General features: G+C 67.2%; 22 protein-coding genes. 19 read left to right on the forward strand and 3 right to left on the reverse strand.

The annotated features are described in order from the left end of the window. Positions 1–6: 6 nt before the first annotated feature. Genes hisH through C1A30_RS20440 form a run of 6 tightly spaced genes read left to right on the forward strand, consistent with a single transcriptional unit; the run spans position 7 to position 4,105 of the window. Positions 7–639, forward strand: coding sequence for an imidazole glycerol phosphate synthase subunit HisH (gene hisH, locus C1A30_RS20415; protein ID WP_101950352.1), 633 nt, complete (start codon positions 7–9; stop codon positions 637–639). A gap of 4 nt (positions 640–643) precedes the next feature. Continuing rightward, positions 644–1,378: a bifunctional 1-(5-phosphoribosyl)-5-((5-phosphoribosylamino)methylideneamino)imidazole-4-carboxamide isomerase/phosphoribosylanthranilate isomerase PriA gene (gene priA, locus C1A30_RS20420; protein WP_101949930.1), complete on the forward strand. Its 735-nt coding sequence runs from the start codon at positions 644–646 to the stop codon at positions 1,376–1,378. 6 nt (positions 1,379–1,384) lie between these two features. After that, positions 1,385–2,200 (forward strand): inositol monophosphatase, encoded by an 816-nt coding sequence (locus C1A30_RS20425; RefSeq protein ID WP_101949931.1) that lies wholly within the window; start codon positions 1,385–1,387, stop codon positions 2,198–2,200. Next, positions 2,200–2,982 carry an imidazole glycerol phosphate synthase subunit HisF gene (gene hisF / locus C1A30_RS20430; protein WP_101949932.1) on the forward strand — a complete coding sequence of 261 codons (783 nt, stop codon included), beginning with the start codon at positions 2,200–2,202 and terminating at the stop codon, positions 2,980–2,982. The genes C1A30_RS20425 and hisF overlap by 1 nt, the downstream gene beginning before the upstream one ends. Next, positions 2,979–3,326 carry a phosphoribosyl-AMP cyclohydrolase gene (hisI, locus tag C1A30_RS20435; RefSeq protein WP_101949933.1) on the forward strand — a complete coding sequence of 116 codons (348 nt, stop codon included), beginning with the start codon at positions 2,979–2,981 and terminating at the stop codon, positions 3,324–3,326. Before hisF ends, hisI begins: the two co-directional genes overlap by 4 nt. A 5-nt stretch (positions 3,327–3,331) precedes the next feature. After that, positions 3,332–4,105, forward strand: coding sequence for an SDR family NAD(P)-dependent oxidoreductase (locus C1A30_RS20440; RefSeq protein WP_101949934.1), 774 nt, complete (start codon positions 3,332–3,334; stop codon positions 4,103–4,105). A gap of 100 nt (positions 4,106–4,205) precedes the next feature. On the opposite strand, the gene C1A30_RS20445 is transcribed toward C1A30_RS20440, so the two are convergent. After that, on the reverse strand, positions 4,206–5,003 hold the full coding sequence (locus C1A30_RS20445) for an ABC transporter ATP-binding protein (RefSeq protein ID WP_101949935.1): 798 nt from the start codon (positions 5,001–5,003) through the stop codon (positions 4,206–4,208). Beyond that, positions 5,000–5,464: a peroxiredoxin gene (locus C1A30_RS20450; RefSeq protein WP_101949936.1), complete on the reverse strand. Its 465-nt coding sequence runs from the start codon at positions 5,462–5,464 to the stop codon at positions 5,000–5,002. The genes C1A30_RS20445 and C1A30_RS20450 overlap by 4 nt, the downstream gene beginning before the upstream one ends. A 68-nt stretch (positions 5,465–5,532) precedes the next feature. Between C1A30_RS20450 and C1A30_RS20455 the strand changes: the two genes are divergently transcribed. From C1A30_RS20455 to C1A30_RS20490, 8 genes are all read left to right on the forward strand, one after another. Next, complete coding sequence (locus tag C1A30_RS20455; RefSeq protein WP_101949937.1) at positions 5,533–6,264, forward strand: mitomycin antibiotics/polyketide fumonisin biosynthesis protein; 732 nt, start codon at positions 5,533–5,535, stop codon at positions 6,262–6,264. Beyond that, positions 6,265–7,791, forward strand: a complete 1,527-nt coding sequence (locus tag C1A30_RS20460) for an anthranilate synthase component I (RefSeq protein WP_101949938.1) — start codon at positions 6,265–6,267, stop codon at positions 7,789–7,791. It begins immediately after the preceding gene. Next, a complete protein-coding gene (locus tag C1A30_RS20465) occupies positions 7,788–8,366 on the forward strand; it encodes a TIGR02234 family membrane protein (RefSeq protein WP_101949939.1) in 579 nt (192 codons plus the stop codon). Before C1A30_RS20460 ends, C1A30_RS20465 begins: the two co-directional genes overlap by 4 nt. 71 nt (positions 8,367–8,437) lie before the next feature. Next, positions 8,438–9,256: an indole-3-glycerol phosphate synthase TrpC gene (gene trpC, locus C1A30_RS20470; RefSeq protein ID WP_101949940.1), complete on the forward strand. Its 819-nt coding sequence runs from the start codon at positions 8,438–8,440 to the stop codon at positions 9,254–9,256. 35 nt (positions 9,257–9,291) lie between these two features. Next, the gene (gene trpB / locus C1A30_RS20475) at positions 9,292–10,551 is read left to right on the forward strand and encodes a tryptophan synthase subunit beta (RefSeq protein ID WP_101949941.1); all 1,260 of its coding nucleotides are present in this window, start codon (positions 9,292–9,294) and stop codon (positions 10,549–10,551) included. Continuing rightward, entirely contained in the window at positions 10,548–11,336 is a 789-nt protein-coding gene (trpA, locus tag C1A30_RS20480) for a tryptophan synthase subunit alpha (RefSeq protein ID WP_101949942.1), read from the forward strand. The genes trpB and trpA overlap by 4 nt, the downstream gene beginning before the upstream one ends. Beyond that, on the forward strand, positions 11,333–13,330 hold the full coding sequence (gene lgt / locus C1A30_RS20485; RefSeq protein WP_101949943.1) for a prolipoprotein diacylglyceryl transferase: 1,998 nt from the start codon (positions 11,333–11,335) through the stop codon (positions 13,328–13,330). Before trpA ends, lgt begins: the two co-directional genes overlap by 4 nt. 119 nt (positions 13,331–13,449) lie before the next feature. Next, complete coding sequence (locus tag C1A30_RS20490) at positions 13,450–14,967, forward strand: HNH endonuclease signature motif containing protein (RefSeq protein ID WP_101949944.1); 1,518 nt, start codon at positions 13,450–13,452, stop codon at positions 14,965–14,967. 291 nt (positions 14,968–15,258) lie between these two features. On the opposite strand, the gene C1A30_RS20495 is transcribed toward C1A30_RS20490, so the two are convergent. Further along, positions 15,259–16,356: an IS110 family transposase gene (locus C1A30_RS20495; protein WP_101950353.1), complete on the reverse strand. Its 1,098-nt coding sequence runs from the start codon at positions 16,354–16,356 to the stop codon at positions 15,259–15,261. 155 nt (positions 16,357–16,511) lie between these two features. Here C1A30_RS20495 and C1A30_RS20500 point away from each other — a divergent pair, with 155 nt between their 5' ends. The 5 genes from C1A30_RS20500 (at position 16,512) to pyk (ending at position 24,919) form a co-directional block, all read left to right on the forward strand. Then, entirely contained in the window at positions 16,512–16,964 is a 453-nt protein-coding gene (locus C1A30_RS20500; RefSeq protein ID WP_101950354.1) for a TM2 domain-containing protein, read from the forward strand. Continuing rightward, positions 16,954–17,361, forward strand: a complete 408-nt coding sequence (locus C1A30_RS20505; RefSeq protein ID WP_101949945.1) for a DUF2752 domain-containing protein — start codon at positions 16,954–16,956, stop codon at positions 17,359–17,361. The genes C1A30_RS20500 and C1A30_RS20505 overlap by 11 nt, the downstream gene beginning before the upstream one ends. 82 nt (positions 17,362–17,443) lie before the next feature. Further along, positions 17,444–21,973, forward strand: a complete 4,530-nt coding sequence (gene gltB, locus C1A30_RS20510; RefSeq protein WP_101949946.1) for a glutamate synthase large subunit — start codon at positions 17,444–17,446, stop codon at positions 21,971–21,973. Next, positions 21,966–23,474: a glutamate synthase subunit beta gene (locus C1A30_RS20515; protein ID WP_101949947.1), complete on the forward strand. Its 1,509-nt coding sequence runs from the start codon at positions 21,966–21,968 to the stop codon at positions 23,472–23,474. The genes gltB and C1A30_RS20515 overlap by 8 nt, the downstream gene beginning before the upstream one ends. A 26-nt stretch (positions 23,475–23,500) precedes the next feature. Beyond that, a complete protein-coding gene (gene pyk, locus C1A30_RS20520; protein WP_101950355.1) occupies positions 23,501–24,919 on the forward strand; it encodes a pyruvate kinase in 1,419 nt (472 codons plus the stop codon). Positions 24,920–24,923: the final 4 nt, after the last annotated feature.

Genomic DNA, 24,923 nt, shown 5'->3' on the forward strand with positions numbered 1-24,923 from the left:
AGCAAAGTGCATTCGCGGCCCCGCCGCGGTGTCGTCATCCTCGATTACGGCTCGGGCAACCTCCGGTCTGCGCAGCGGGCATTGGCCAGGGTCGGCGCCGACGTCGAGGTGACGTCCGACCGCGACGCGGCGATGAACGCCGACGGCCTCGTGGTGCCCGGGGTCGGCGCATTCGAGGCCTGCATGACCGGCTTGCGAAAGATCAGCGGCGACAAGATCATCGCCGACCGCATCGCGGCGGGCAGGCACGTGCTCGGCGTGTGCGTCGGGATGCAGATCATGTTCGCCCGCGGTGTCGAGTTCGGTCAGCAGACCGCGGGCTGCGGGCAGTGGCCGGGCGCCGTGGTGCGGTTGGACGCGCCCGTGATCCCGCACATGGGCTGGAACGTCGTCGACGCACCCGCGGGCACGACGCTGTTCAAGGGCATCGAGCCCACCACCCGGTTCTACTTCGTGCACTCGTATGCCGCCCAGCAGTGGGAAGGCAACCCGGACGCGCTGCTGACCTGGGCCACGCACAACGTGCCGTTCCTGGCCGCTGTCGAGGACGGGCCGCTGTCGGCCACCCAGTTCCATCCCGAGAAAAGCGGTGACGCCGGTGCCGCATTGCTCAGCAATTGGGTGAAAGCACTAGGTTGAGCCCGTGTCTTTGATTCTGTTACCCGCTGTCGACGTCGTCGACGGCAAGGCTGTCCGGCTGGTGCAGGGCCAGGCGGGCAGTGAAACCGATTACGGCTCTGCGCTGGATGCCGCGATGACGTGGCAGCGCGATGGTGCCGAGTGGATCCACCTCGTCGACCTCGACGCCGCGTTCGGCCGCGGCTCCAACCGCGAACTGCTGGCCGAGGTGGTCGGCAAGCTCGACGTCGCGGTGGAATTGTCGGGAGGGATCCGCGACGACGAATCGCTGACCGCGGCGCTGGCCACCGGTTGCGCGCGGGTCAATCTCGGCACGGCGGCGCTGGAGAATCCGCAGTGGTGCGCGAAGGTGTGCGCCGAGCACGGCGACAAGATCGCCGTTGGCCTGGACGTGAAGATCGTCGACGGGGAGCACCGACTCCGCGGCCGCGGCTGGGAGACCGATGGCGGCGACCTGTGGGAGACACTCGATCGTCTTGACCGCGAAGGCTGTTCGCGGTTCGTCGTCACCGACGTCACCAAGGACGGCACGCTCAACGGGCCCAACCTCGAACTGCTCGGAAAGGTCGCCGAACGCACCGACGCCCCGGTGATCGCCTCCGGCGGGGTGTCCAGCCTGGACGACCTGCGCGCCATCGCCACGCTGACCGGCAGCGGTGTCGAGGGTGCCATCGTCGGGAAAGCCTTGTACGCCGGGCGATTCACACTGCCGCAGGCGCTGGCCGCGGTGGCGCAGTAGGCCCCGATGGCCCTCGACGAAAACGACCTCGACGCCCTGGTCACCGAGGCCGCGGCAATCCTCGACGCCGCCGCAGTGCCATTCGTCGACGGGCATCGCGCGGACTCCGCGGTGCAGAAGAAGGGCAACGATTTCGCCACCGAGGTCGACCTGGCGATCGAACGCCAGGTGGTTCAGGCGCTGAACGACAAGACCGGGATCGAGGTGCACGGCGAGGAATTCGGCGGAGCGGACGTCGATTCACCGCTGGTGTGGGTGCTCGACCCGATCGACGGCACCTTCAATTACGCCGCGGGCTCGCCGATGGCGGCGATCCTGCTCGCCCTGGTGCGTGACGGTGAACCGGTCGCCGGGCTGACTTGGCTGCCGTTCACCGGCGAGCGGTTCACCGCTGTGGTCGGAAAACCGCTGCGCAGCAACGGCGTCGAACAACCGCGGCTGCAGCCCACCAGACTCTCCCAGACGATCGTGGGCGTCAGCACCTTCAACGTCGACTCACGCGGTCCGGTGCCGGGCCGGTACCGGCTTGCGGTGATCGCAAACCTGAGCCGCAAGTGCTCGCGGATGCGGATGCACGGCGCCACCGGGGTCGACTTCGCCTACACCGCAGCCGGAATCCTGGGCGGCACAATCAGCTTCGGCGCCCACGTGTGGGACCATGCGGCGGGCGTCGCTCTGGTGCGGGCGGCAGGCGGCGTCGTCACCAACCTCGACGGCAGCGACTGGACGACGAAGTCGCGCTCCGCGGTGGCCGGTGCACCGGGTGTGCACGCCGAACTGCTGGAATTGCTGAACTCCGTCGGCGATCCGGAGACCTTCTGATGGACCCGAAAGATCTTGCGGTTCGGATCATTCCATGCCTCGATGTCGACGCAGGCCGAGTGGTCAAAGGTGTCAACTTCGAGAACCTCCGGGATGCAGGCGATCCGGTGGAGCTGGCGGCCCGCTACGACGCGGAGGGCGCCGACGAGCTGACGTTCCTCGACGTGACAGCGTCGTCGTCGGGCCGAGCCACCATGTTGGAAGTCGTCAAGCACACCGCCGAACAGGTGTTCATTCCGTTGACCGTCGGCGGCGGCGTGCGGTCGGTCGAGGACGTCGACGCACTGCTTCGGGCAGGCGCCGACAAGGTCTCGGTCAACACCGCGGCGATCGCGAGGCCGGAACTGCTGGCCGAGTTGTCGCGGCAATTCGGATCGCAGTGCATCGTGCTGTCGGTCGACGCGCGCACCGTGCCCGAGGGTGATCAGCCGACCGTGTCAGGCTGGGAGGTCACCACGCACGGCGGCAGGCGCGGCACGGGCATCGACGCCATCGAATGGGCCAGTCGCGGAGCCGAACTCGGAGTGGGGGAGATCCTGCTCAACTCCATGGACTACGACGGCACCAAGGCCGGTTTCGACCTGAAGATGCTGCGCGCGGTGCGCGGCGCGGTGTCCGTTCCGGTGATCGCCAGCGGAGGCGCGGGCGCGGTGGAACATTTCGCGGCCGCCGTCGTTGCAGGAGCCGACGCCGTACTGGCGGCCAGCGTGTTCCACTTCGGCGAGCTGACCATCGGCCAGGTGAAGGCGGCGATGGCGGCTGAAGGGGTCGTGGTCAGGTGACGTTGGACGAGGGCATCGCGTCGCGGCTGAAACGCGACGCCAACGGGCTGTTCGCCGTGGTGGCGCAGGAACGCGGCACCGGCAAGGTGCTGATGGTGGCGTGGATGGACGACGAAGCGCTGGCGCGCACGCTGGAGACCCGCAGGGCGACGTACTACTCGCGTTCGCGACAACAGCAGTGGGTCAAAGGGGAGACGTCGGGGCACACCCAGTACGTGCATTCGGTGCGGTTGGACTGCGACGGCGACACCGTACTGCTCGAGGTGGATCAGGTCGGTGCGGCCTGCCACACCGGTGAGCACACCTGCTTCGATGCGGACCAGTTGCTGGGGCCCGAAGCCTAGCCCGCATGGTGACTTCCGTTGTCCTGATCACCGGCGCCAGTTCCGGAATCGGCCGGGCCACCGCCCTTCGACTGGCCAGTGACGGCGCGGCCGTGGCGTTGGTCGCGCTGCCGGGTGACGACCTCCACGAGACCGCTCAGGAATGCCGGTCCTTCGGATCAGCGGCGCTGGCCATCCCGGCCGACGTCGCGGATCCCGGTCAGGTGGCCGCAGCGTTCGACCGCGCCGAGGCGCTGGGCGCCGTCTCGGCGGTGTTCAGCAATGCCGGTATCTCGATCGTCGGCCCCGCAATCGAATTGGCTGACGACGACTGGCTGCGCCAACTGCACGTCAACCTGTCGGGCAGCTTCTATGTGGTGCGGGAAGCCGCCCGCCGGATGATTCCGCGCGGCGGTGGCGCGATCGTCGTCACCGGGTCAGAACTCGGATTGCTCGGCCAGGCGGGATATGTCGGCTACACCGCGACCAAGGGCGGCGTGCTGGCGATGACGCGCGCGTTCGCCGCGGAACTGGCGACACACGGCATCCGCGTCAACAGCATCTCGCCCGGAACCACCGAAACCCCAATGCTGCTAGCGGAATTCGCCGCCGCACCCGATCCGGACAGAGAGCGCGCCGAGAACGAATCGACGATCCCGCTCGGCAGATTCGGTCAACCGGGCGACATCGCGGCGGCCGTCGCGTTCCTGCTGTCAGACGAGGCGCGTTACATCACCGGAGCGAACCTCGTCGTCGACGGCGGGCGCACATCGTGTTTCACCGCGGGCACCCTCGGTTAACCCTGTGAGCCATGGTGATGCTTCGCAACGTCCGGCCAGTGAGAGCGGACCTCGCCGACGAAGACTGGCTCTCGCTACTGGACTCCGAGCTAGGTCCGGATTAAACGTCGATGCGGGTGGCCTTCGCGCGCGCCGACCAGCGGCCCTCGTCGTAGCGCACCTCGACGGGATGCGAGAAAGCGGCCGTGACGTTTTCGGTCGTCACGGTGTCACGAGCGGGCCCGGTGGCCACTGTGCGACCGTCCGCGATCAACAGCGCATGCGTGGTCGTCGTCGGCAGTTCCTCGAGATGATGCGTGACCAGAATGGAGGCCACTTCGGGATGCGTCTCGTCGAGTGTGTCGATGGTTTCCAGGAGTTGCTCGCGCGCGGCCACGTCCAGACCCGTTGTGGGTTCGTCGAGCAGCAGCAACCGCGGCTCCGAAATCAGTGCGCGTGCAATGAGACTGCGGCCTCGTTCGCCCTGCGACAGGGTGGGCCAGATGTCGTCGGCCTTCCGCGACAGGCCCACCGTCGCGATCATGTCCTCGGCGTGACGTAGTTCGTCGTCGCTTGGCGTCCACCGGTTCGGTATGTCGATGGTGGCGGTGATGCCGGTGAGCACCACGTCTCGAACCGTGAGCGGGTACTGCAGGCGGTGGCGTGGATTCACGTGGCCGATCGAATGCCGCAGCCGCGACAGGTCGACGCGGCCCATCTGCTCGCCGAGGATGCGCACGGTGCCCGACGTCGGGAAGGTGACTGCCGCGCAGAAGCCCAGCAGTGTGCTCTTGCCCGCGCCGTTGGGGCCGAGCAGCGCCCAGTGCTCGCCCTCTTGCACAGTCAACGAGATGCCGTCAATGATCTGCTTGCCGTCGCGGCGGAACGTCACATCGGCGAGTTCAAGGACCGCGGTCACGCTGATTGCCGTTGCCGCAAGGTTTCCAGCGCCTTGTCCGCGTGGGTGTCCATGCTGAACTCGCTGGCGATCACGTCGAGCACGGTGCGGTCGGTGTCGATCACGAAGGTGGTGCGCTTGACCGGCATGAACTTGCCGAGCAGGCCGCGCTTGACGCCGAACTGCGTGGCGACCGTGCCGTCGGCGTCGGACAGCAGCGGGTAGTCGAACTTCTCCTTGTCGGCGAACTGGGCCTGCTTTTCGACCGCATCCGCGCTGATGCCGACGCGGCTTGCGCCGACAGCGGCGAATTCCGAGGCGAGATCGCGGAAGTGGCAGGCTTCCTTGGTGCATCCCGGCGTCATCGCGGCAGGGTAGAAGAACAGCGCGATCGGGCCGTCGGAGAGCAACTCGGTGAGGCTTCGTACGGTGCCCGTCTGGTCCGGCAATTCGAACTCGGCAACCTGGTCACCACGTTTCATAGCCCCCCACGCTACGCCCACCGAAAATTGTTGGAGCTGCGCGTCGTTCCTGTGAAAGCGTGCAAGAGATGCTGTGTGTCCCCGACATCGACGCCTTCGCGGCCGACGGTTTCGTCAAGATCGAGCAGGCCGCTGCCCGTCGCGCCGCGGATGCGGCCCGAGCGGCGCTGTGGCGGCAGCTGGGTCTTTCACCGGACGACCGCGACGGCTGGTCGCAACCGGTGCTCTGGGCCTCAGATGTGATGGGCCACGGTCCCTTCGGTGAACTCGTCGCCAGCTCCGCGTTGGCGACGGCGCTCGACACCGTCTGCGGCCGCGGCGGGTGGGTGCCGCGCGGCTCGCTGGGCAATGTTCCGGTCCGGTTCCCGGTGTCACCGCCCAACGACGACCGCGGGTGGCACATCGACGCCAACACGCCGCAGCCCGACGGGACGTGGGCGGTGACGGGGCGTCCGCACACGGTGCTGCTACTCACGCTGCTCTCGGAAGTCGGTCGCGACGATGCGCCGACCCGGATCCGGGTGGGGTCGCATCGCGACGTGGCCCGCGTGTTGGGACCGGATCCGCTGGAGTTGGCCGAGATGGGCCGCCTCGTCGACGCCGTCAGCAGCGATCGCGCCGTGGCCTACGCCACCGGTGCACCCGGCGACATGTATCTGCTGCATCCGTTCACCGCACATGCCGCCGACGAACACCGCGGCACCAGTCCGCGGTTCATGGCGCAGGCGCCCGTCGTGCTGACCAGCCCGCTGACACCGGCGTCGTCGTCGCCGTTGGCGCGCGTCTGGGAGAATTGGTGAGTGCAATCGACCGCCAACCTCGCCCTGACGACCTCACGCGAGGACTTCCGCGCGCTGGCCGCCGGGCACCGCGTGGTGCCGGTGACCCGCAAGGTGCTCGCCGACAGTGAGACCCCGCTGTCGGCGTACCGGAAGCTAGCTGCGAACCGGCCAGGAACATTCCTGCTGGAGTCGGCCGAGAACGGTCGGTCGTGGTCACGATGGTCGTTCATCGGTGCAGGCGCGCCGTCGGCACTGACCGTGCGCGACGGCGAGGCGGTATGGCTGGGCACCACCCCGAAGGACGCGCCGAAGGAGGGCGATCCGATCCAGGCCCTGCGCGCGACGCTCGAATTGCTGAAAACCGAACCGGTGCCGGGTCTGCCGCCCTTGTCCAGCGGTCTTGTCGGGTTCTTCGCCTACGACATGGTGCGCCGCCTCGAGCGGCTGCCGTCGCTTGCGGTCGACGACCTCGGGCTGCCGGACATGCTGTTGCTGCTGGCCACCGACATCGCCGCAGTCGACCACCACGAGGGCACCATCACACTGATCGCCAACGCGGTGAACTGGAACGGCACCGACGAGCGGGTGGACTGGGCGTACGACGACGCGGTCGAGCGTCTCGACGTGATGACCGCGGCGCTGTCGGAGCCGCTGCCGTCGACCGTGGCGACCTTCAGCAGGCCGGAGCCGCTGCACCGCTCACAGCGCACGGTGGAGGAGTACACGGCCATCGTCGAGAAGCTCGTCGGCGACATCGAGGCGGGGGAGGCGTTCCAGGTGGTGCCGTCGCAGCGCTTCGAGATGGACACCGACGCCGATCCGCTCGACGTGTACCGGATGCTGCGCGTGACCAATCCCAGCCCGTACATGTATCTGCTGAATGTCCCGAATGACGTTGGCGGACTGGACTTTTCGATCGTCGGATCCAGCCCCGAGGCGCTGGTGACCGTCAAGGACGGGAGGGCGTCGACGCATCCGATTGCGGGCACGCGGTGGCGGGGCGCCACTGAGGAAGAAGACGTGCTGCTCGAAAAGGAGTTGCTGCACGACGACAAGGAGCGCGCCGAGCACCTGATGCTGGTCGACCTCGGCCGCAATGACCTGGGCCGCGTGTGCCGGCCAGGCACGGTGCGGGTCGAGGACTACAGCCACATCGAGCGCTACAGCCACGTCATGCATATCGTATCGACGGTGCACGGCGAGCTGGCCGACGACAAGACCGCGCTGGACGCGGTCACCGCGTGCTTTCCGGCGGGCACGTTGTCCGGAGCGCCGAAGGTGCGGGCGATGGAGCTGATCGAGGAGGTCGAGAAGACGCGCCGCGGCCTCTACGGCGGTGTGCTCGGCTACCTGGACTTCGCGGGTAATGCCGATTTCGCGATCGCGATCCGCACCGCGCTGATGCGCAACGGCACGGCGTATGTGCAGGCAGGCGGGGGAGTCGTGGCCGACTCCAACGGCCCGTACGAGTACAACGAGGCGTCGAACAAGGCCAAGGCCGTGCTGAACGCGATCGCGGCGGCGGAAACGCTGACCGGGCCGTGATCCGCCTGGCTCAAGTGCTGCTCCTGGTGTCCGCGGGGGCGCTGTGGGCGGCGTCGCGGATGGTGTGGGTCGACGTGCAGTCGTTCGACGGGCTCGGCCAGCCCAAGACGACCGCGCTCAACGGCGCGGCATGGTCGACGGCGCTGGTGCCGCTCGCGGTGCTCCTGGTGGCCGCCGCGGTGGCGGCGCTGGCGGTGCGCGGCTGGCCGCTGCGGCTGTTCGCGGTGCTGGTCGCCGCGGCCAGCGCATTGATGGCCTACCTGGCGATCAGCTTGTGGGTGGTCCGCGACGTCGCGGTGCGGGCCGCACACATCGCGGACGTGCCGATCACGAACCTGGTCAACACGCAGCGGCATTACGGCGGTGCGATCGTGGCTCTGGTGGCGGCGGTGGTGACGCTGGCCGGCGCCGTGCTGCTCGTCCGTTCGGCGGGCAGGGCCAAACCGGAAGCCGCACGCTACGAGCGTCGCGTCACGTCGTCGCCGCAGGAGGCCGCCGCACCGTCGGAGCGGGCGATCTGGGACGCCCTCGACGAGGGTCGCGACCCGACCGATCCGGACAACAAGGGTCGGTGATCGATGGTGCTGCGGTGGCGACTACCCTTCCCTGAAGATCAAACATGCTCCTAGGAAGGACCGCAGCGGGGATGAGTTCGGCGACTGTGCTCGACTCCATCATCGAGGGAGTTCGCGTCGACGTTGCCGCCCGCGAGGCCGCCGTTCCCCTCGTCGAGATCAAAGCGATGGCCAAGGATGCGCCGCCGCCGCTGGATGTGCTCGCGGCGTTGCGTGAACCGGGCATCGGAGTGATCGCGGAGGTGAAGCGGGCGAGCCCGTCGCGCGGTGCGCTGGCGTCGATTTCGGATCCGGCAGAACTGGCCCGCGCATACGAGGACGGCGGGGCGCGCGTCATCAGCGTGCTGACCGAACAGCGCCGGTTCAACGGCTCGCTGGACGATCTCGACTCGGTCCGCGCGGCGGTGTCAATCCCGGTGTTGCGCAAGGATTTCATCGTCGGGCCCTACCAGATTCACGAGGCTCGCGCGCACGGCGCGGACATGCTGCTGCTGATCGTCGCGGCGCTGGAGCAGTCAGTGTTGGAGCCGATGCTCGACCGCACGGAGTCGCTCGGCATGACGGCGCTTGTCGAGGTGCACACCGAGGAGGAGGCCGACCGCGCGCTGGAGGCAGGCGCGAAGGTGATCGGTGTCAACGCCCGCAACCTCAAGACGCTTGAGGTAGACCGTGATTGCTTTGCGCGCATCGCGCCCGGGTTGCCGAGCAATGTGATTCGCGTTGCCGAGTCGGGGATCCGTGGCACCGCCGATCTGCTCGCCTACGCAGGAGCGGGCGCCGATGCGGTGCTCGTCGGCGAGGGACTTGTCACCAGCGGCGACCCCCGCAGCGCCGTTGCCGATTTGGTCACTGCAGGCACCCACCCGTCCTGCCCGAAACCCGCACGCTGACTGGCGATGAGCCGCTTGCGCGAAGAGCATCACTGATGGCGGACATCACCGGCCCCGAGCTGCCGCGTTCCAGCGCGGCGGTGGCCGAACCCACCGCCCACGATCCCGACGAGCGTGGTCATTTCGGTGTGTACGGCGGGCGGTTCGTCGCCGAAGCGTTGATGGCCGTGATCGAGGAAGTCACCGCCGCATACGAAAAGGCCCGTGGCGACCAGGCTTTCCTCGACGAGTTGGACCGGTTGCAGCGCCACTACAGCGGCCGACCGTCACCGCTGTACGAGGCGGAGCGGTTGTCGGACCACGCCGGCGGGGCGCGGATCTTCTTGAAGCGAGAAGACCTCAACCACACCGGTTCTCACAAGATCAACAACGTGTTGGGACAGGCGTTGCTGGCGCGCCAGATGGGCAAGACCCGGGTGATCGCCGAGACCGGTGCCGGCCAGCACGGCGTGGCGACGGCGACGGCGTGCGCGCTGTTGGGTCTCGAGTGCGTGATCTACATGGGGGCCGTCGACACCGCGCGGCAGGCGCTGAATGTGGCGCGGATGCGCTTGCTCGGCGCGACGGTGGTGTCGGTCGAGGCCGGTTCGAAGACGCTGAAGGACGCGATCAACGAGGCGTTCCGTGACTGGGTCACCAACGCGGACAACACGTATTACTGCTTCGGCACCGCGGCGGGTCCGCATCCGTTCCCGACCATGGTGCGCGATTTTCAGCGGGTGATCGGGCTGGAAGCGCGTGTGCAGATAGTGGAACAAGCGGGGCGCCTGCCGGATGCGGTGACCGCGTGTGTCGGTGGCGGGTCGAACGCGATCGGCATCTTCCACGCGTTCATCGACGATCCCGGCGTTCGGCTGGTCGGCTTCGAGGCTGCCGGCGACGGAGTCGAGACAGGGCGTCACGCCGCGACATTCACAGGTGGGTCACCTGGCGCGTTCCAGGGTTCGTTCTCTTATCTGTTACAGGACGAGGACGGCCAGACGATCGAATCGCATTCGATCTCAGCGGGATTGGATTACCCGGGCGTGGGCCCAGAACATGCTTATTTGAAGGACACCGGCCGGGCGGACTACCGGCCGATCACCGATACCGAGGCGATGGACGCGTTCTCGCTGCTGTGCCGCACCGAGGGCATCATCCCTGCGATCGAATCCGCACACGCGGTCGCTGGTGCGCTGAAGTTGGGCGCCGAGTTGGGCCGCGGGTCAATCGTGTTGGTGAACCTGTCGGGCCGCGGCGACAAGGATGTCGAGACCGCGGCGAAGTGGTTCGGGTTGTTGGACGGTGCGTCGTGAGCCGGCTTGGTCCGTTGTTCTCCGCGTGTCGGGAGGAAGGCCGATCCGCGCTGATCGGGTATCTGCCCACGGGCTTCCCCGATGTGCCGACGTCGATCTCGGCGATGACGGCAATGGTCGAATCTGGTTGCGACATCATCGAAGTGGGCATCGCTTATTCGGATCCCGGGATGGATGGCCCGGTGATCGCGGCCGCGACGGAGGTGGCGTTGCGTGGCGGGGTTCGGGTGCGCGACGCACTGGCCGCGGTGGAGGCGATCAGCAAGGCCGGCGGCCGGGCCGTGGTGATGACGTATTGGAATCCGGTGCTGCGGTGGGGCGTCGAGGCGTTCGCGCGTGACCTGGCGTCCGCGGGCGGCCTCGGGATGATCACGCCGGATCTGATTCCCGATGAAGCCTCGGAATGGCTTGAGGTTTCCGAAGCGCACGATTTGGACCGGATCTTCCTGGTGGCGCCGTCGTCGACGCCGGAACGGTTGGCGGCGACGATCGAGGCTTCACGTGGGTTCGTCTATGCCGCGTCGACGATGGGTGTCACGGGTGCGCGCGATGCGGTGTCGGTGGCGGCGCCGGAACTGGTGCGCCGGGTGAAAGCGTTGTCGGACATTCCCGTTGGGGTCGGCCTGGGTGTGCGATCGCGTGAACAGGCGGCGGAGATCGGCGCATACGCGGACGGCGTCATCGTGGGGTCGGCGTTGGTATCGGCGCTCGAGGACGGAGTTCCGGCGGTGCGTGCCTTGACCGAAGAACTCGCCGATGGAGTGCGGCAGAGGATCACTGCGTGACGACGACTTACCTGGCGTACATACCAAGTCCTTCGCAAGGGGTGTGGCACATCGGTCCAGTGCCGCTTCGCGCGTACGCGCTGTTCATCATCGTGGGGATCATCGCGGCGCTGGTGCTCGGTGATCGGCGATGGGTGGCCCGCGGCGGCCAGCAGGGCGTCATCTACGACATCGCGTTGTGGGCAGTGCCGTTCGGACTGATCGGTGGCCGGCTGTATCACGTCATGACCGACTGGCGGACGTACTTCGGTGAAGACGGCGCAGGGGTGGCGGGTGCCCTGCGGATCTGGGACGGCGGCCTCGGCATCTGGGGTGCGGTCGCACTGGGGGCGGTCGGTGCTTGGATCGGGTGCAGGCAGAAGGGGATTCCGCTATCCGCGTTCGGTGACGCGATCGCGCCCGGAATCATTCTGGCCCAGGCCATCGGCCGACTGGGTAACTACTTCAACCAGGAGTTGTACGGCAGGCCGACAACGCTGCCGTGGGGGCTGGAGATCTATGAGCGCCGCGATGCGAGTGGCGCGCTGGACACCTTGAATGGGGTGTCGACCGGTCAGCTGATCGAGGTCGTCCACCCGACGTTCTTGTACGAATTGTTGTGGAACCTTTTGGTTTTCGCGGCGCTGCTTTGGATCGACAAACGGTTCAAGATCGGCCACGGCCGGCTGTTCGCGATGTATGTGGCGGGCTACTGCGTCGGCCGGTTCTGGGTCGAGTTGATGCGCAGTGACGTGGCTACGCACATCGCCGGCATCCGGATCAATTCGTTCACATCGACGTTCGTGTTCGTCGGCGCGGTCGTGTACATCATGGTCGCGCCGAAGGGTAGAGAAGATCCGGCGTCCCTTGTGGGTAAACCGGAAGACGATCATGCGGTGCTGGCGAAAGAGCTGACGACTGTCGCGGCGACGACGGGTGTGGTGGCTGCCGCCAAGGCCGCGGGTGATGTCGAGGCCGAAGACGCGAAGGCCGTCGCTGAGCCCGAGACAGAAGACGCCGAAGCCCTCGGGGCCGACGTGGCGGGCGTCCCCGCGGACTCGGTCGAGGATGCAGAGAAGTTCGCAGCGGAGGGCGAGGAGGAGCCCGAGGCGGGCCTGGGTGCGGTCGAGGGCGAGGAAGTCGCAGACGCGGTCGAGGCTGCGCCGGAGGTGCATGAGGCAGAGGTCGAAGCCGCCGAAGAAGCCGAGGCCGTCGCGGATGAGGCCGCTGCGAAAGCCAAAGACGAAGAGGCCGAGGCACCGAGCGACGACGCCGAGGTAGAGGCCGCTGACGAGGCTGAGGCTGTCGCTGACGAGCCTGCCACGGAAGCCGAGGCGGAGCCCGAAGCGGTTGAAGCCGACGCCGAGGCGGAGCCCGACGACGAGGCCGAGGCTGTCGCGGTTGAGGCTGCCGCAGAAGCCGAGGCGGAGCCTGAAGAGGTTGAAGCCGTGACCGAAGTGGCCGCCGCTGACGAGCCAGCTACAGGCCTCGGTGCGGTCGAGGGTGCGGAAGTCGCCGATGCGGTGGAGGCTGCGCCCGAGGTTCACGACGCCGAGGCAGAAGCTGCTGATCAGGCAGAGACCGTCGCGGACGAGGAAGCCGAGGAAGCCGCGGAAGGCGAGGAGCCCGAAGAAGTCACTGCTGAAGTTGCGGCCGACGACGAGCCTCTGTCGGAGGCGGCGGCCGAAGCCGAGGAGCTCGCCGAGGAAGTTGTCGAGGCGCCTGACGAGGAAATTGAGGCGGCAGCCGAATTCGCCGCCGCGTTCTCCGAAGCCGATGCGGTCGAATCCGACGACTCCGAGCCGGACGAACCCGAGACCGAGGCCGCCGAGGCCGCAGTCGAAGAGGCAGAAACCGAGCCCTCCGAGGAGGAAGAGGAAGCGGTCGTCGACGAAGCCGCCTCCGCCGCGGACGACGAACCCAAGACCGGTGTCCTCGAGCAGGCGGAGCCCGAGCCTCCGAAACAGCCCGAGCCTGCCGGGCGACTGAGCCGCTTGTTCCGTCGCAATCGCTGACGGACGCCGTATACCAGAAGCTGCGGCTCACTGACGAAGCTATCCCCAGGCCCGAACTCGTCCACAGCCTGCACGGATGTGGTGGCGGATTCGTCGGGTGGCTGAATATTGTCGAAAGTATGTTCGAATCGTTGGTTGCGGCGGCGGTGGGTGCCTCGGGTGCCGCCGCGGTGGGGGCGTGGGCGCGGGTGGAAAACGTCGCCTGCGCGCGACGCTTGGCGGCCAGCGCCGACATGCTGGAGGCGCGGTTGTCGGCTGCCGGGTCTGCCGAGCGTGATCAGTGGTGTCTGGACAATTGGGATTCGGTTAGTGCCGAGGTGGCCGCCGAGCAGAACGTCTCCAATGGGGTGGCCTCGCATCAATTGTTGGTGGCGATATCGCTGCGTGAGCGGCTGCCGCGGGTGGAGGCGGTGTTCGCCACCGGGGCGCTGTCTTATCGGTTGGTGGCCGCGATCGTGTCACGTACCCGGTTGGTGCGCGATCGGCAGGCCCGCGCCGAGTTGGATGCCGCGATCGCCGCCGAGGCCGAGAGTTGGACCAGGTTGTCGGCGACCAAAACCGAGACCGCCATCGACGCGTTGATCGATCGGATCGATCCGGGTGCGTTGCGGCGCACCGAGCGCAGCGCCCGTGGCCGGCATCTGGACATTGTGGATGGCGATGACGGCAGCGGCCTGGACAGCATCGAGGGCAGCCTGCTGGCCCCGCACAGCGCCGCGCTCAAGGAGCGGCTGCGTGCGCTGATCGGCTCGGTGTGCGGCAAGGATCCGCGCACCGTCGATCAATTGCGCGCTGATGCGATGGGGGCGATGGCCACCTACGCCGAGAAGCTGGGCTGTGAGTGCGGTGATCCGCACTGCCCCGCCGCGGCGGCGGCGTCGTCGGGTGGGGCGGTGATTCATGTGATCGCCGAGCAGTCCAGCCTGGCCGATGACACACCGGTGCAGCTTGACGGTGCAGCCCCGCCGTTGTTCGATTCGGATAAGCCGTTGCGGGAACGCACGATTGACGAGGTGAGCGCCCCGGAACCATTGCCAGGGCCGGCGCACACCAACCCGGCGGCGATCATTGGCGGCGGGATCCTGCCCGCGCCGCTGCTGGCGGCCAAACTGGCCGCCACCGCGGTGATTCGGCCGCTGATTCACCCCGGGGACGCGCCGCCTGAACCGCGCTACACCCCCTCGCGGGCGCTGGCCGATTTCGTCCGGTGTCGCGATATGACGTGTCGTTTCCCGGGCTGCGATGAGCCGGCCTACCGCTGCGATCTGGACCATACGATCGGCTATCCGGTCGGGCCGACGTGTGCGTCGAATCTGGCCTGTCTGTGTCGAAAACACCATCTGCTCAAGACGTTTTGGGGCTGGTCGGCGCGTCAACTGCCCGACGGCACCCTCATCTGGTCGGCGCCCAACGGGCGGACCTACACCACCTATCCGGGTGCCCGGTTGCTGTTCCCGCAACTGTGTGCACCGACCGCGCCCATCGCCACACCCACGGTCGCCCCGCCAAAGGCCACCGGGCTGACCATGCCACGGCGCACACACACCCGCGAACAGCAACGCCAACACAGCATCGAAGCCGAACGCCGCCTCAACGACCCCTACATCGCCGAACGCAACAAACCCCCACCCTTCTGATATGGGGTGCTGGTTTGTCAAGAGGCAAGGTGAAGCGGCGGCCGTGACGGTTGCCGCGGCCGCCGCTTCGTTGACCAGATGGACTGGCTTGGCGTCGTGTCGACGCTGGGTCAGTCTGATATGCGCGGGTTGGCTACCGCAGGACGGGACTTTCGGCGTGAGCGGATCGCTTGTCTAGCATCGAGGGTAAACACGTTGCAGGACAACGTGTCTCCTCATAGAAGGGACGCGGGTCGCTCGGTCTGACGCGTGCCTGCACCGGTGGTTCCATCTGGACGATTGTGTCGGCGCTCAGTCCTCGAGCACCGCCAGCGACCAGCACCAGCCTGCCAGCTCGCGCGCGATCGCGGCGTTGGCGATCACCGGACGTTTGCGGCGCTCGTCGAAGCGCACCCACCGGGTGTGCAGCCGACGATTGGCGGCGTGACTACGGGCACGGACGGCTGGTGTGGCCCTGTCCCAGCAGCGGCGCAGCCGCGGTCCGGGTTGATAGCGCTTACGGTGATGCCAGGCCGATTCGATGAGTAAGCGGCGCACGTGACCGTTGCCGGTCTTGGTCAGACCACCCTGCGTGCGGGTGACTCCCGAGGAGTACTCGCTAGGCACCAGACCCACGTAGGCGCCGATCGTGCGTCCGGTGAAGCGCTGCCAAACGCCGATCTCGACAGCCAACCCGAACGCCGTCAGCGTGGAGATCCCCCGAAGACACTGCAGGCGGTCGGCGACGGCAGTGAACTCCGAATCCGCGGCCAGAGCCGCGATCGCCGTGTCGATGCGGTCGCGGCGGTCCACGGTGCACAACATCGCATCGAAAGCGGCGTCGAAAGCGGCCTGCAGAGCGCGGTCCTCGAAACGCTGCCGGCGCAACCACAATTCGTGCTTGCCCGTCCACGCCTCACCGCCGTAATAGACGATGCCCTGACGAAGCAGCAGCTTCGAGACCCGATGCCGCGCAGCCATCAGGTCACCGCGGCAATCATCGCGAGCACGGACGAGGTCGCGGGCAGCTTCCTGCTCCACCGTCGGCACGGCGACCGACACCACCTCGCCCAGATGCACCATTCGAGCCAGATGCCGCGCGTCGCGTTTGTCGGTCTTCACGCGATCCCCAGAGGGACGGATCAGTTTCGACGGTGCCGCCACGAGACACTCGGTCCCTGCCGCCGTGAACGACCGCGCCAACCCGAACCCCGTCGGACCCGCCTCGTACACCACCCTCACGGGCCCGGGCAACGACTGCGTCCACCCGATAATCTCCTCGTGGTCAGGGGTCATCCGGCGCTCCACGACCTCACCGGTCTCACCATCCAACGCACACCCAAACACCGAACGCGCGTGCACATCCAAGCCAACACTCGTACGCTGACGGATCACTGGGGCCTCCCAAATCTGTGGCTCTACCGGCCAGGACCACACTCCTGACGGCAACCCACGATCACATTTGAGTGAGGCCCCAGCCCCCCATACCGTCTAGAGGCACGCCCGAAAGTTGGCGGGTTTTCCTTACTTACGACCGGCCGTGTCGCTCTGGCATGCTGGGTGCCATGACCGAGCCGCAGTTCAGTGGCAGTGAAAGCGGCGGCCCGTTCCCGCCGCCCCCGCAGCAGCCGGGCTACCTGCCGCCGCAATCGGGCCAGTACCCGCCACCTCCAGGGCAATATCCGCCGCCCCCAGGCCAGTACCCGCCGCCGGTCGGCAGCTATCCGCCGGCGTACATGGATCCCGCGGCCCCGTATGGCAGGCATCCGCTGACCGGGGAACCGCTCTCGGAGAAGTCGAAGATGATCGCGGGACTGCTGCAGTTGCTCGGGCTCTTCGGGCTTGTCGGCATCGGCCGCATCTACTTGGGCTACACCGGCCTCGGGGTCGCACAGCTGATCGTCGGGATCGTCACGTGCGGCATCGGCGCAGTGGTGTGGGGCATCATCGACGCGATTCTGATCCTCACCGACAAGGTCCGCGATCCGCAGGGGCGCCCGCTGCGCGATGGCACCTAGCACCATCAGCCGACGGCAGGTCTACGGTGCGATCGGCGCCGGGGCCGCCCTCACCGGCGCGCTGGCCTACATCGGTCTCGGTGATCCGCACCGCTCGGACTTCGGCTTTCCGACCTGTCCGTTCAAGGCGCTGACCGGCTGGAACTGCCCTGGTTGCGGCGGTCTGCGGATGACACACGACGTGCTGCACGGTGACTTCGCCGCCGCCGTCATGGACAACGCCTTCCTCCTGGTCGGCCTACCGTTGCTGGCGGCCTGGCTGCTCGTTCGCTGGCGGCGCGGCGAATCGTTGATGCCGAAGCCCGCGGTCGTCGTGCTCGTCGTCGCCGCCTTCACCTGGACGGTGGTACGAAACCTGCCCGGATTCCCGCTGGTCCCGACGCTTATAACCGGTTAGCTCCGCAACCCGCTGATACAATCGACAACCGGGCCGGTGCAGTCCCGGACCACGATTTTCCGGACTGCGAAGGTGGCTTTCGATGCTGTATTCAGCATTTCCTGCACCCCAGGGCTTGTACGACCCTGAGAACGAATCGGATTCCTGCGGTGTCGCCATGGTCGCCGACATTCAGGCCCGTCGCTCGCACGCCATCGTCACCGATGGCCTCATCGCCCTCGAGCACCTCGAACATCGCGGCGCCGCGGGCGCCGAACCCAACAGCGGCGACGGCGCAGGCATCCTCATCCAGTTGCCCATCGAACTCCTCAGCGCCGTCGTGGACTTCGAGTTGCCCGCGGCCACCGACGACGGCTGCAACACCTTCGCCGCCGGGCTGTGCTTCCTGCCACAGGATGCCGACGCCCGCGCCGCCGCCACTGAACATGTCGAAGCCATCGCGAAAGACGAGGGCCTGCACGTCCTCGGTTGGCGTCCGGTACCCGTCGATCCCGACGGCGCCGAAGTCGGCGTCACCGCGCTCGGCTGTATGCCATATATGGCACAGCTTTTCGTCACTACCCCCGAGGGCGACATCGGCGGCATCGACCTCGACCGCCGCGTCTACCCGCTGCGCAAGCGCGCCGAACGCAACGGCGTGTACTTCCCGTCGCTGTCCAGTCGCACCATGGTCTACAAGGGCATGCTCACCACAATGCAGCTGCCGCAATACTTTCCAGACCTGCGCGACGAACGCTGCCGCAGCGCCATCGCGATCGTGCACAGCCGGTTCTCCACCAACACCTTCCCCTCCTGGCCGCTGGCCCACCCGTTCCGCTTCGTCGCCCACAACGGCGAGATCAACACCGTGCGCGGCAACCGCAACCGCATGCACGCCCGCGAGGCCATGCTCGCCAGTTCAAAGATCCCCGGCGATCTCGGCAGGCTTTCGCCCATCTGCACCCCCGAGGCCTCCGACTCCGCCTCCTTCGACGAGGTGCTCGAACTCCTGCACCTCGGCGGCCGCAGCCTGCCGCATGCGGTGCTGATGATGATCCCCGAGGCGTGGGAGAACGCCCTCACCATGGACGCCGACGAACGCGCGTTCTGGCAGTTCCACGCCTCTGTGATGGAGCCCTGGGACGGGCCCGCCTGCGTCACCTTCACCGACGGCACCCTCGTCGGAGCGGTGTTGGACCGCAACGGATTACGGCCCGGCCGGTGGTGGCGCACCATCGACGACCGCGTCATCCTCGCCAGCGAGAGCGGCGTGCTCGACGTGCCGTCCGCCGAGATCGTCGCAAAGGGCCGGCTGCAGCCCGGCAAGATGTTTTTGATCGACACCGCGCAGGGCCGCATCATTCCCGACGACGAGATCAAACACGACCTCAGCAAGCAGGAACCCTACGGCGAATGGCTGCACGCGGGCCTGCTCGACCTCAAGACGCTGCCCGAAAGGGTTCGCGTCACGCCCAACCACGACTCCGTGGTGCGACGCCAGATCTCGTTCGGCTACACCGAAGAGGATCTCCGCATCCTGCTCACCCCGATGGCCGCGTCCGGCGCCGAGCCACTCGGCTCGATGGGCACCGACACGCCGACGGCCGTGCTGTCCCAACGGTCCCGTCTGCTCTACGACTACTTCGTCGAACTCTTCGCCCAAGTGACCAACCCGCCACTGGACGCCATCCGCGAAGAGATCGTCACCTCCATGGCCCGCGTCATGGGCCCCGAGCACAACTTGCTCGAACCTTCCGCCGCATCTGTCCGTCAGATCGTGCTCAAGTGGCCCGTTCTCGACAACGACGAACTCAACAAGATCGTCCACATCAACGACGACCACGAGCATCCCGGCCTGAGGACCACCGTGCTCAAGGCGCTCTACGACGTCGAACGCGGCGGCGAAGGCCTAGCCGACGCCCTCGACGAACTCCGGCACCGCGCCTGCGACGCGATCTCCAAAGGCGCACGCACACTGGTCATCTCGGACCGCGACTCCGACCACACCAGGGCGCCCATTCCGTCGCTGCTCGCCGTCTCCACCGTTCACCACCACCTGGTCCGTACGAAGGAACGCACCAACGTCGCACTGGTGGTGGAAAGCGGCGACGCCCGCGAAGTGCACCACATCGCGATGCTCATCGGCTTCGGCGCCGCGGCGGTCAACCCGTACCTCGCGTTCGAGTCCATCGAAGACCTGATCCGCGAGGGTGAACTCACCGGCATCGAACCCGCCGCCGCCGTGCGCAACTACCTCAAAGCGCTCGGCAAGGGCGTGATGAAGGTGATGAGCAAGATGGGCATCTCCACCGTCGCCTCGTACACCTCGGCCCAGGTGTTCGAGGCGGTCGGCATCGACAAGGACGTCATCGACGAGTACTTCACCGGCACCCCAAGCCAACTGGGCGGTGCCGGACTCGACGTGCTCGCCGAAGAGGTCAAGCAGCGGCACCGCCGCGCCTATCCGGAGAACCCCACTGAGCGGGTCCACCGCAGGCTCGAAGTCGGCGGCGAGTACGCCTTCCGCCGCGAGGGCGAACTGCACCTGTTCACACCGGAAGTGGTGTTCCTGCTTCAGCATTCGACCCGAACTGGCAGACACGACATCTTCGGTCAGTACTCCGACGAGGTCAACCGCCTCTCCAGGGAAGGCGGCACCCTTCGCGGACTGTTCGACTTCAGGAAGACCAGGCCCCCGGTGCCACTGGACGAAGTGGAACCCGTCGAATCGATCGTCACCCGCTTCAACACCGGCGCGATGAGCTACGGATCCATCTCCGCTGAAGCACACGAAACCATGGCGATCGCCATGAACAACCTCGGCGGCCGGTCCAACTCCGGTGAGGGCGGCGAAGACGTCGATCGTCTCTACGACCCGAAGCGGCGCAGCGCCGTCAAGCAGGTGGCGTCCGGCCGCTTCGGCGTCACCAGCGACTACCTGGTCAACGCCACCGACATCCAGATCAAAATGGCGCAGGGCGCCAAACCCGGTGAAGGCGGCCAGCTTCCGGGCTTCAAGGTGTACCCGAACATCGCCAAAACCAGGCACTCGACACCCGGCGTCGGCCTCATCAGCCCGCCGCCGCACCACGACATCTACTCCATCGAGGATCTCGCCCAGCTGATCCACGACCTCAAGAACGCCAACGACCAGGCCCGCGTCCACGTCAAGCTGGTCAGCTCCGTCGGAGTCGGCACCGTCGCGGCGGGGGTGTCCAAGGCGCACGCCGACGTCGTACTGATCTCCGGGCACGACGGCGGCACCGGTGCGGCGCCGCTGACCAGCCTCAAACACGCGGGCGTGCCGTGGGAGATCGGCCTCGCCGACACCCAGCAGACCCTGGTGCTCAACGGCCTTCGGGACCGCATCACCGTGCAGTGCGACGGCGGTATGCGCACCGCCCGCGACGTCATCGTCGCTGCCCTGCTCGGCGCCGAGGAATACGGTTTCGCCACCGCGCCGCTGGTGGTGTCCGGCTGCATCATGATGCGGGTCTGCCACCTCGACACCTGCCCGGTCGGCGTTGCCACCCAGAACCCGGAACTACGAGCGCGATTCAACGGCAAGCCGGAGTTCGTCGAGAACTTCTTCCGGTTCATCGCCGAGGACATCCGCCGCTACCTCGCCGAGCTTGGCTTCCGCAGCATCGACGAGGCCGTCGGCCACGCCGAACTGCTCGACACCGCAGCAGGCATCTCGCACTGGAAAGCCAAGGGCCTTGACCTGACGAAGGTGTTCGCCGTCCCCGAGAACGCAACGCAACGGCGTCGCACCCGCGGCCAGGACCACGGCCTCGACCAGGCGCTGGACCGCACGCTGATCCAGCTCGCCGAGGGCGCACTGGAAGACGCGCACCCCGTGCACCTGGAACTGCCGGTGCGCAACGTCAACCGGACCGTCGGCACCCTGCTCGGCTCCGAGGTCACCCGCCGCTACGGCGCGCAGGGATTGCCGGACAACACCATCCGCGTCACCCTCACCGGCTCGGCGGGCCAATCCATCGGCGCCTTCCTGCCGCCCGGCATCACGCTGGAGCTGATCGGGGACGCCAACGACTATGTCGGCAAGGGCCTTTCAGGTGGACGGGTGATCGTCCGGCCGCCCGACGACGTGCTGTTCCTGCCCGAGGACAACGTCATCGCAGGTAACACCCTGCTGTTCGGCGCGACCTCCGGTGAACTGTATCTGCGCGGCAGGGTGGGTGAGCGGTTCGCCGCACGCAACTCCGGCGCACTGACCGTCGTCGAAGGAGTCGGCGACCACGCCTGCGAGTACATGACCGGCGGCCGTGTCGTCGTGCTCGGCAAGACCGGCCGCAACATGGCCGCGGGCATGTCCGGCGGCATCGCGTTCGTGCTCGGCCTCGACCCCGCGCGCGTCAACACCGAGATGGTCGAGTTGCAACGCCTCGAACCCGAGGACCTGACCTGGCTGCACGGCGTCATCGCCAAGCACGCCGGCTACACCGGCAGCACGGTCGCCAAATCGGTGTTGTCCGACTGGCCAAGGCGCAGTGCGCAATTCACCAAGGTCATGCCCACCGACTACCAACGTGTGCTGCAGGCGACGCGGATGGCCAAGGCCGAGGGCCGCGACGTCGACACCGCGATCATGGAGGCCAGCCGTGGCTGATCCGCACGGATTTCTCGAAGTACCCAAGGTCGAGGCCGCCAAGCGGCCCGTCGACGAACGCGTCGGCGACTGGCGCGAGGTGTACGAACTGCAGAACCCGCACGAGCGGGCAGGCGAGGTGTCCCAACAGGCCCGCCGCTGCATGGACTGCGGAATTCCGTTCTGCCACTCGGGTTCCGCGGGCTGCCCGCTGGGCAACCTGATCCCCGAATGGAACGACCTGGTCCGAAGGGGCCGCTGGGATGCGGCCAGCGACCGGTTGCACGCCACCAACAACTTCCCGGAGTTCACCGGGCGGTTGTGTCCGGCGCCGTGTGAGGCCGCCTGCGTGCTGTCCATCGCCGAGGAGCAGACCGGCGGCAGCGTCACGATCAAACGCATCGAGCAGACCATCGCCGACCAGGCCTGGCTGGACGGCATCGTCGAACCGCAGCCGGCGGCCATCTCGACCGGCAAGAAGGTCGCCGTAGTCGGCTCAGGACCCGCGGGACTGGCTGCCGCGCAACAACTCACCCGTGCCGGCCATGATGTCACCGTCTACGAACGGGACGACCGTATCGGCGGACTGATGCGGTACGGCATCCCCGAGTACAAGCTGGAGAAGCGCACCCTCAACCAGCGGCTCACTCAGATGCGCGCCGAGGGGACACGTTTCGTCACCGAGACCGAGGTCGGAGTCGACATCACCGTCGAACAACTCCGAAAGCAATACGACGCCGTCGTGCTCGCGGTCGGCGCGCTGAGGGCGCGCGACAACGACGTCGAGGGGCGTCACCTCCAAGGCGTCCACCTCGCGATGGAACATCTGGTACCCGCCAACAAGGAGTGCGAGGGCGACGGGCCCAGCGCGATCTCCGCCAAGGGCAAACACGTGGTGATCATCGGCGGCGGCGACACCGGGGCTGACTGCCTCGGCACCGCGCACCGGCAGGGCGCCGCGTCGGTGACGCAACTGGACTACAACCCCGAACCACCCGAGTACCGCGACGAATCCCGTTCGCCGTGGCCGATGTGGCCGATCGTGTTGCGCACCCGGCTTTCGCCCGCGCACGCCGAAGGCGGCCACCGCAAGTACGAGGTCGCGGTCCAGCGCTTCGTCGGCGACGACCGCGGCCACCTGCGGGCGGTGGAGATCGCCGAGGTGAAGGTCGAACGCGACCCCGACGGCCGCAGGCGCATCACACCGGTCGGAGAGTCCCTTGAGATTCCCTGTGAATTGGCGCTGCTGGCGATCGGCTTCGACGGCGTCGAACACATGCCGCTGTTGGACGGCCTCGGGCTGACACTGAACCGGCGCGGCACTTTGCCGTGCGGATCGGATTGGCAGACAGATGCGCCCGGCGTGTTTGTCTGTGGCGACGCACACCGCGGCGCATCGCTGATCGTCTGGGCCATCGCGGAGGGTCGCAGCGCCGCACACGCCGTCGACACCTACCTGATGGGGGAGTCCGACCTCCCCGAGCCCGTCGGACCGGGAGCCCTACCGCTCGCCGTCATCTGAACCGATTCACGACTATGCTTCTCGGCGTGAATCGACGCGGAAAAATCGTCTGTACGCTCGGCCCGGCCACCGCAACCGACGAAGCAGTGAAGGCGCTGGTCGAGGCGGGAATGGATGTCGCGCGGCTCAACTTCAGCCACGGCGACTACAGCGACCACGAGGCCAACTACAAGCGGGTGCGCACCGCCTCCGATCTGACCGGGCATGCGGTCGGCATTCTGGCCGACCTGCAGGGCCCGAAGATCCGCCTCGGCCGGTTCAAGGACGGCCCGACCTTCTGGGCGAATGGCGAAACCGTGCGCATCACCGTCGACGATTGCGAAGGCACGCACGACCGGGTGTCGACCACCTATAAGCGACTGGCTGAGGACGCCACGCCGGGCGACCGGGTGCTCGTCGACGACGGCAACGTGGGTCTGCTCGTCGACAGCATCGACGGCAACGACGTCATCTGCACCGTCACCGAGGGCGGCACGGTCAGCAACAACAAGGGCATGTCGCTGCCCGGTATGAACGTCTCCGCGCCCGCGCTGTCGGAGAAGGACATCGAGGATCTCGAGTTCTCACTGAAACTCGGCGTCGACCTGGTCGCGCTGTCGTTCGTCCGCTCACCCGCCGACATCGAGTTGGTGCACGAGATCATGGACCGCGTCGGCAGGCGGGTGCCCGTCATCGCCAAACTCGAAAAGCCGGAAGCCATCGACAATCTCGAGGCGATCGTGCTGGCATTCGACGCGATCATGGTGGCCCGCGGCGACCTCGGCGTCGAGTTGCCGCTCGAAGAAGTGCCGCTGGTGCAGAAGCGCGCCATCCAAATGGCAAGGGAAAACGCCAAACCCGTCATCGTCGCCACCCAGATGCTGGAGTCGATGATCGAGAACTCGCGGCCGACCCGCGCGGAGGCCTCCGACGTCGCCAACGCGGTGCTCGACGGTGCCGACGCGGTGATGCTGTCCGGCGAGACGTCGGTGGGCAAATATCCGCTCGAAGCCGTCAAGACCATGGCGCGCATCATCTCCGCGGTCGAGGAGAACTCCGTCGCCGCACCGCCTCTCGCGCATGTGCCGCGCACCAAACGCGGTGTCATCTCCTATGCCGCCCGCGACATCGGTGAGCGGCTGGACGCCAAGGCGCTCGTCGCGTTCACCCAGTCGGGTGACACGGTGCGCAGGCTCGCCCGCCTGCACACCCCGCTTCCTGTGCTGGCATTCACGGCGCTGCCGGAGGTCCGCAGCCAGTTGGCGCTGACGTGGGGCACCGAGACGTTCATCGTGCCGAACATGACCAGCACCGACCAGATGATCCGGCAGGTGGACAAGTCGCTGCTGGAACTGGGCCGCTACAAGCGGGGCGAACTGGTGGTCATCGTCGCTGGCGCTCCGCCGGGCACAGTAGGCTCCACCAATCTGATCCACGTGCACCGGATCGGCGAGGAAGACGTCTAACTGA

The sequence above is a fragment of the Mycobacterium sp. 3519A genome, assembly GCF_900240945.1.
In the GTDB taxonomy this organism is placed as follows: domain Bacteria; phylum Actinomycetota; class Actinomycetes; order Mycobacteriales; family Mycobacteriaceae; genus Mycobacterium.

Excerpts from the sequence above, each read along its gene's own strand:
- gltB (WP_101949946.1), top strand. The coding sequence starts at position 17,444 with ATGCTGTATTCAGCATTTCCTGCACCCCAGGGCTTGTACGACCCTGAG.
- C1A30_RS20490 (WP_101949944.1), top strand. The coding sequence starts at position 13,450 with ATGTTCGAATCGTTGGTTGCGGCGGCGGTGGGTGCCTCGGGTGCCGCC.
- C1A30_RS20500 (WP_101950354.1), top strand. The coding sequence starts at position 16,512 with ATGACCGAGCCGCAGTTCAGTGGCAGTGAAAGCGGCGGCCCGTTCCCG.
- C1A30_RS20440 (WP_101949934.1), top strand. The coding sequence starts at position 3,332 with ATGGTGACTTCCGTTGTCCTGATCACCGGCGCCAGTTCCGGAATCGGC.
- trpC (WP_101949940.1), top strand. The coding sequence starts at position 8,438 with ATGAGTTCGGCGACTGTGCTCGACTCCATCATCGAGGGAGTTCGCGTC.
- trpB (WP_101949941.1), top strand. The coding sequence starts at position 9,292 with ATGGCGGACATCACCGGCCCCGAGCTGCCGCGTTCCAGCGCGGCGGTG.
- C1A30_RS20425 (WP_101949931.1), top strand. The coding sequence starts at position 1,385 with ATGGCCCTCGACGAAAACGACCTCGACGCCCTGGTCACCGAGGCCGCG.
- C1A30_RS20505 (WP_101949945.1), top strand. The coding sequence starts at position 16,954 with ATGGCACCTAGCACCATCAGCCGACGGCAGGTCTACGGTGCGATCGGC.
- C1A30_RS20450 (WP_101949936.1), bottom strand. The coding sequence starts at position 5,464 with ATGAAACGTGGTGACCAGGTTGCCGAGTTCGAATTGCCGGACCAGACG.
- C1A30_RS20455 (WP_101949937.1), top strand. The coding sequence starts at position 5,533 with ATGCTGTGTGTCCCCGACATCGACGCCTTCGCGGCCGACGGTTTCGTC.
- hisF (WP_101949932.1), top strand. The coding sequence starts at position 2,200 with ATGGACCCGAAAGATCTTGCGGTTCGGATCATTCCATGCCTCGATGTC.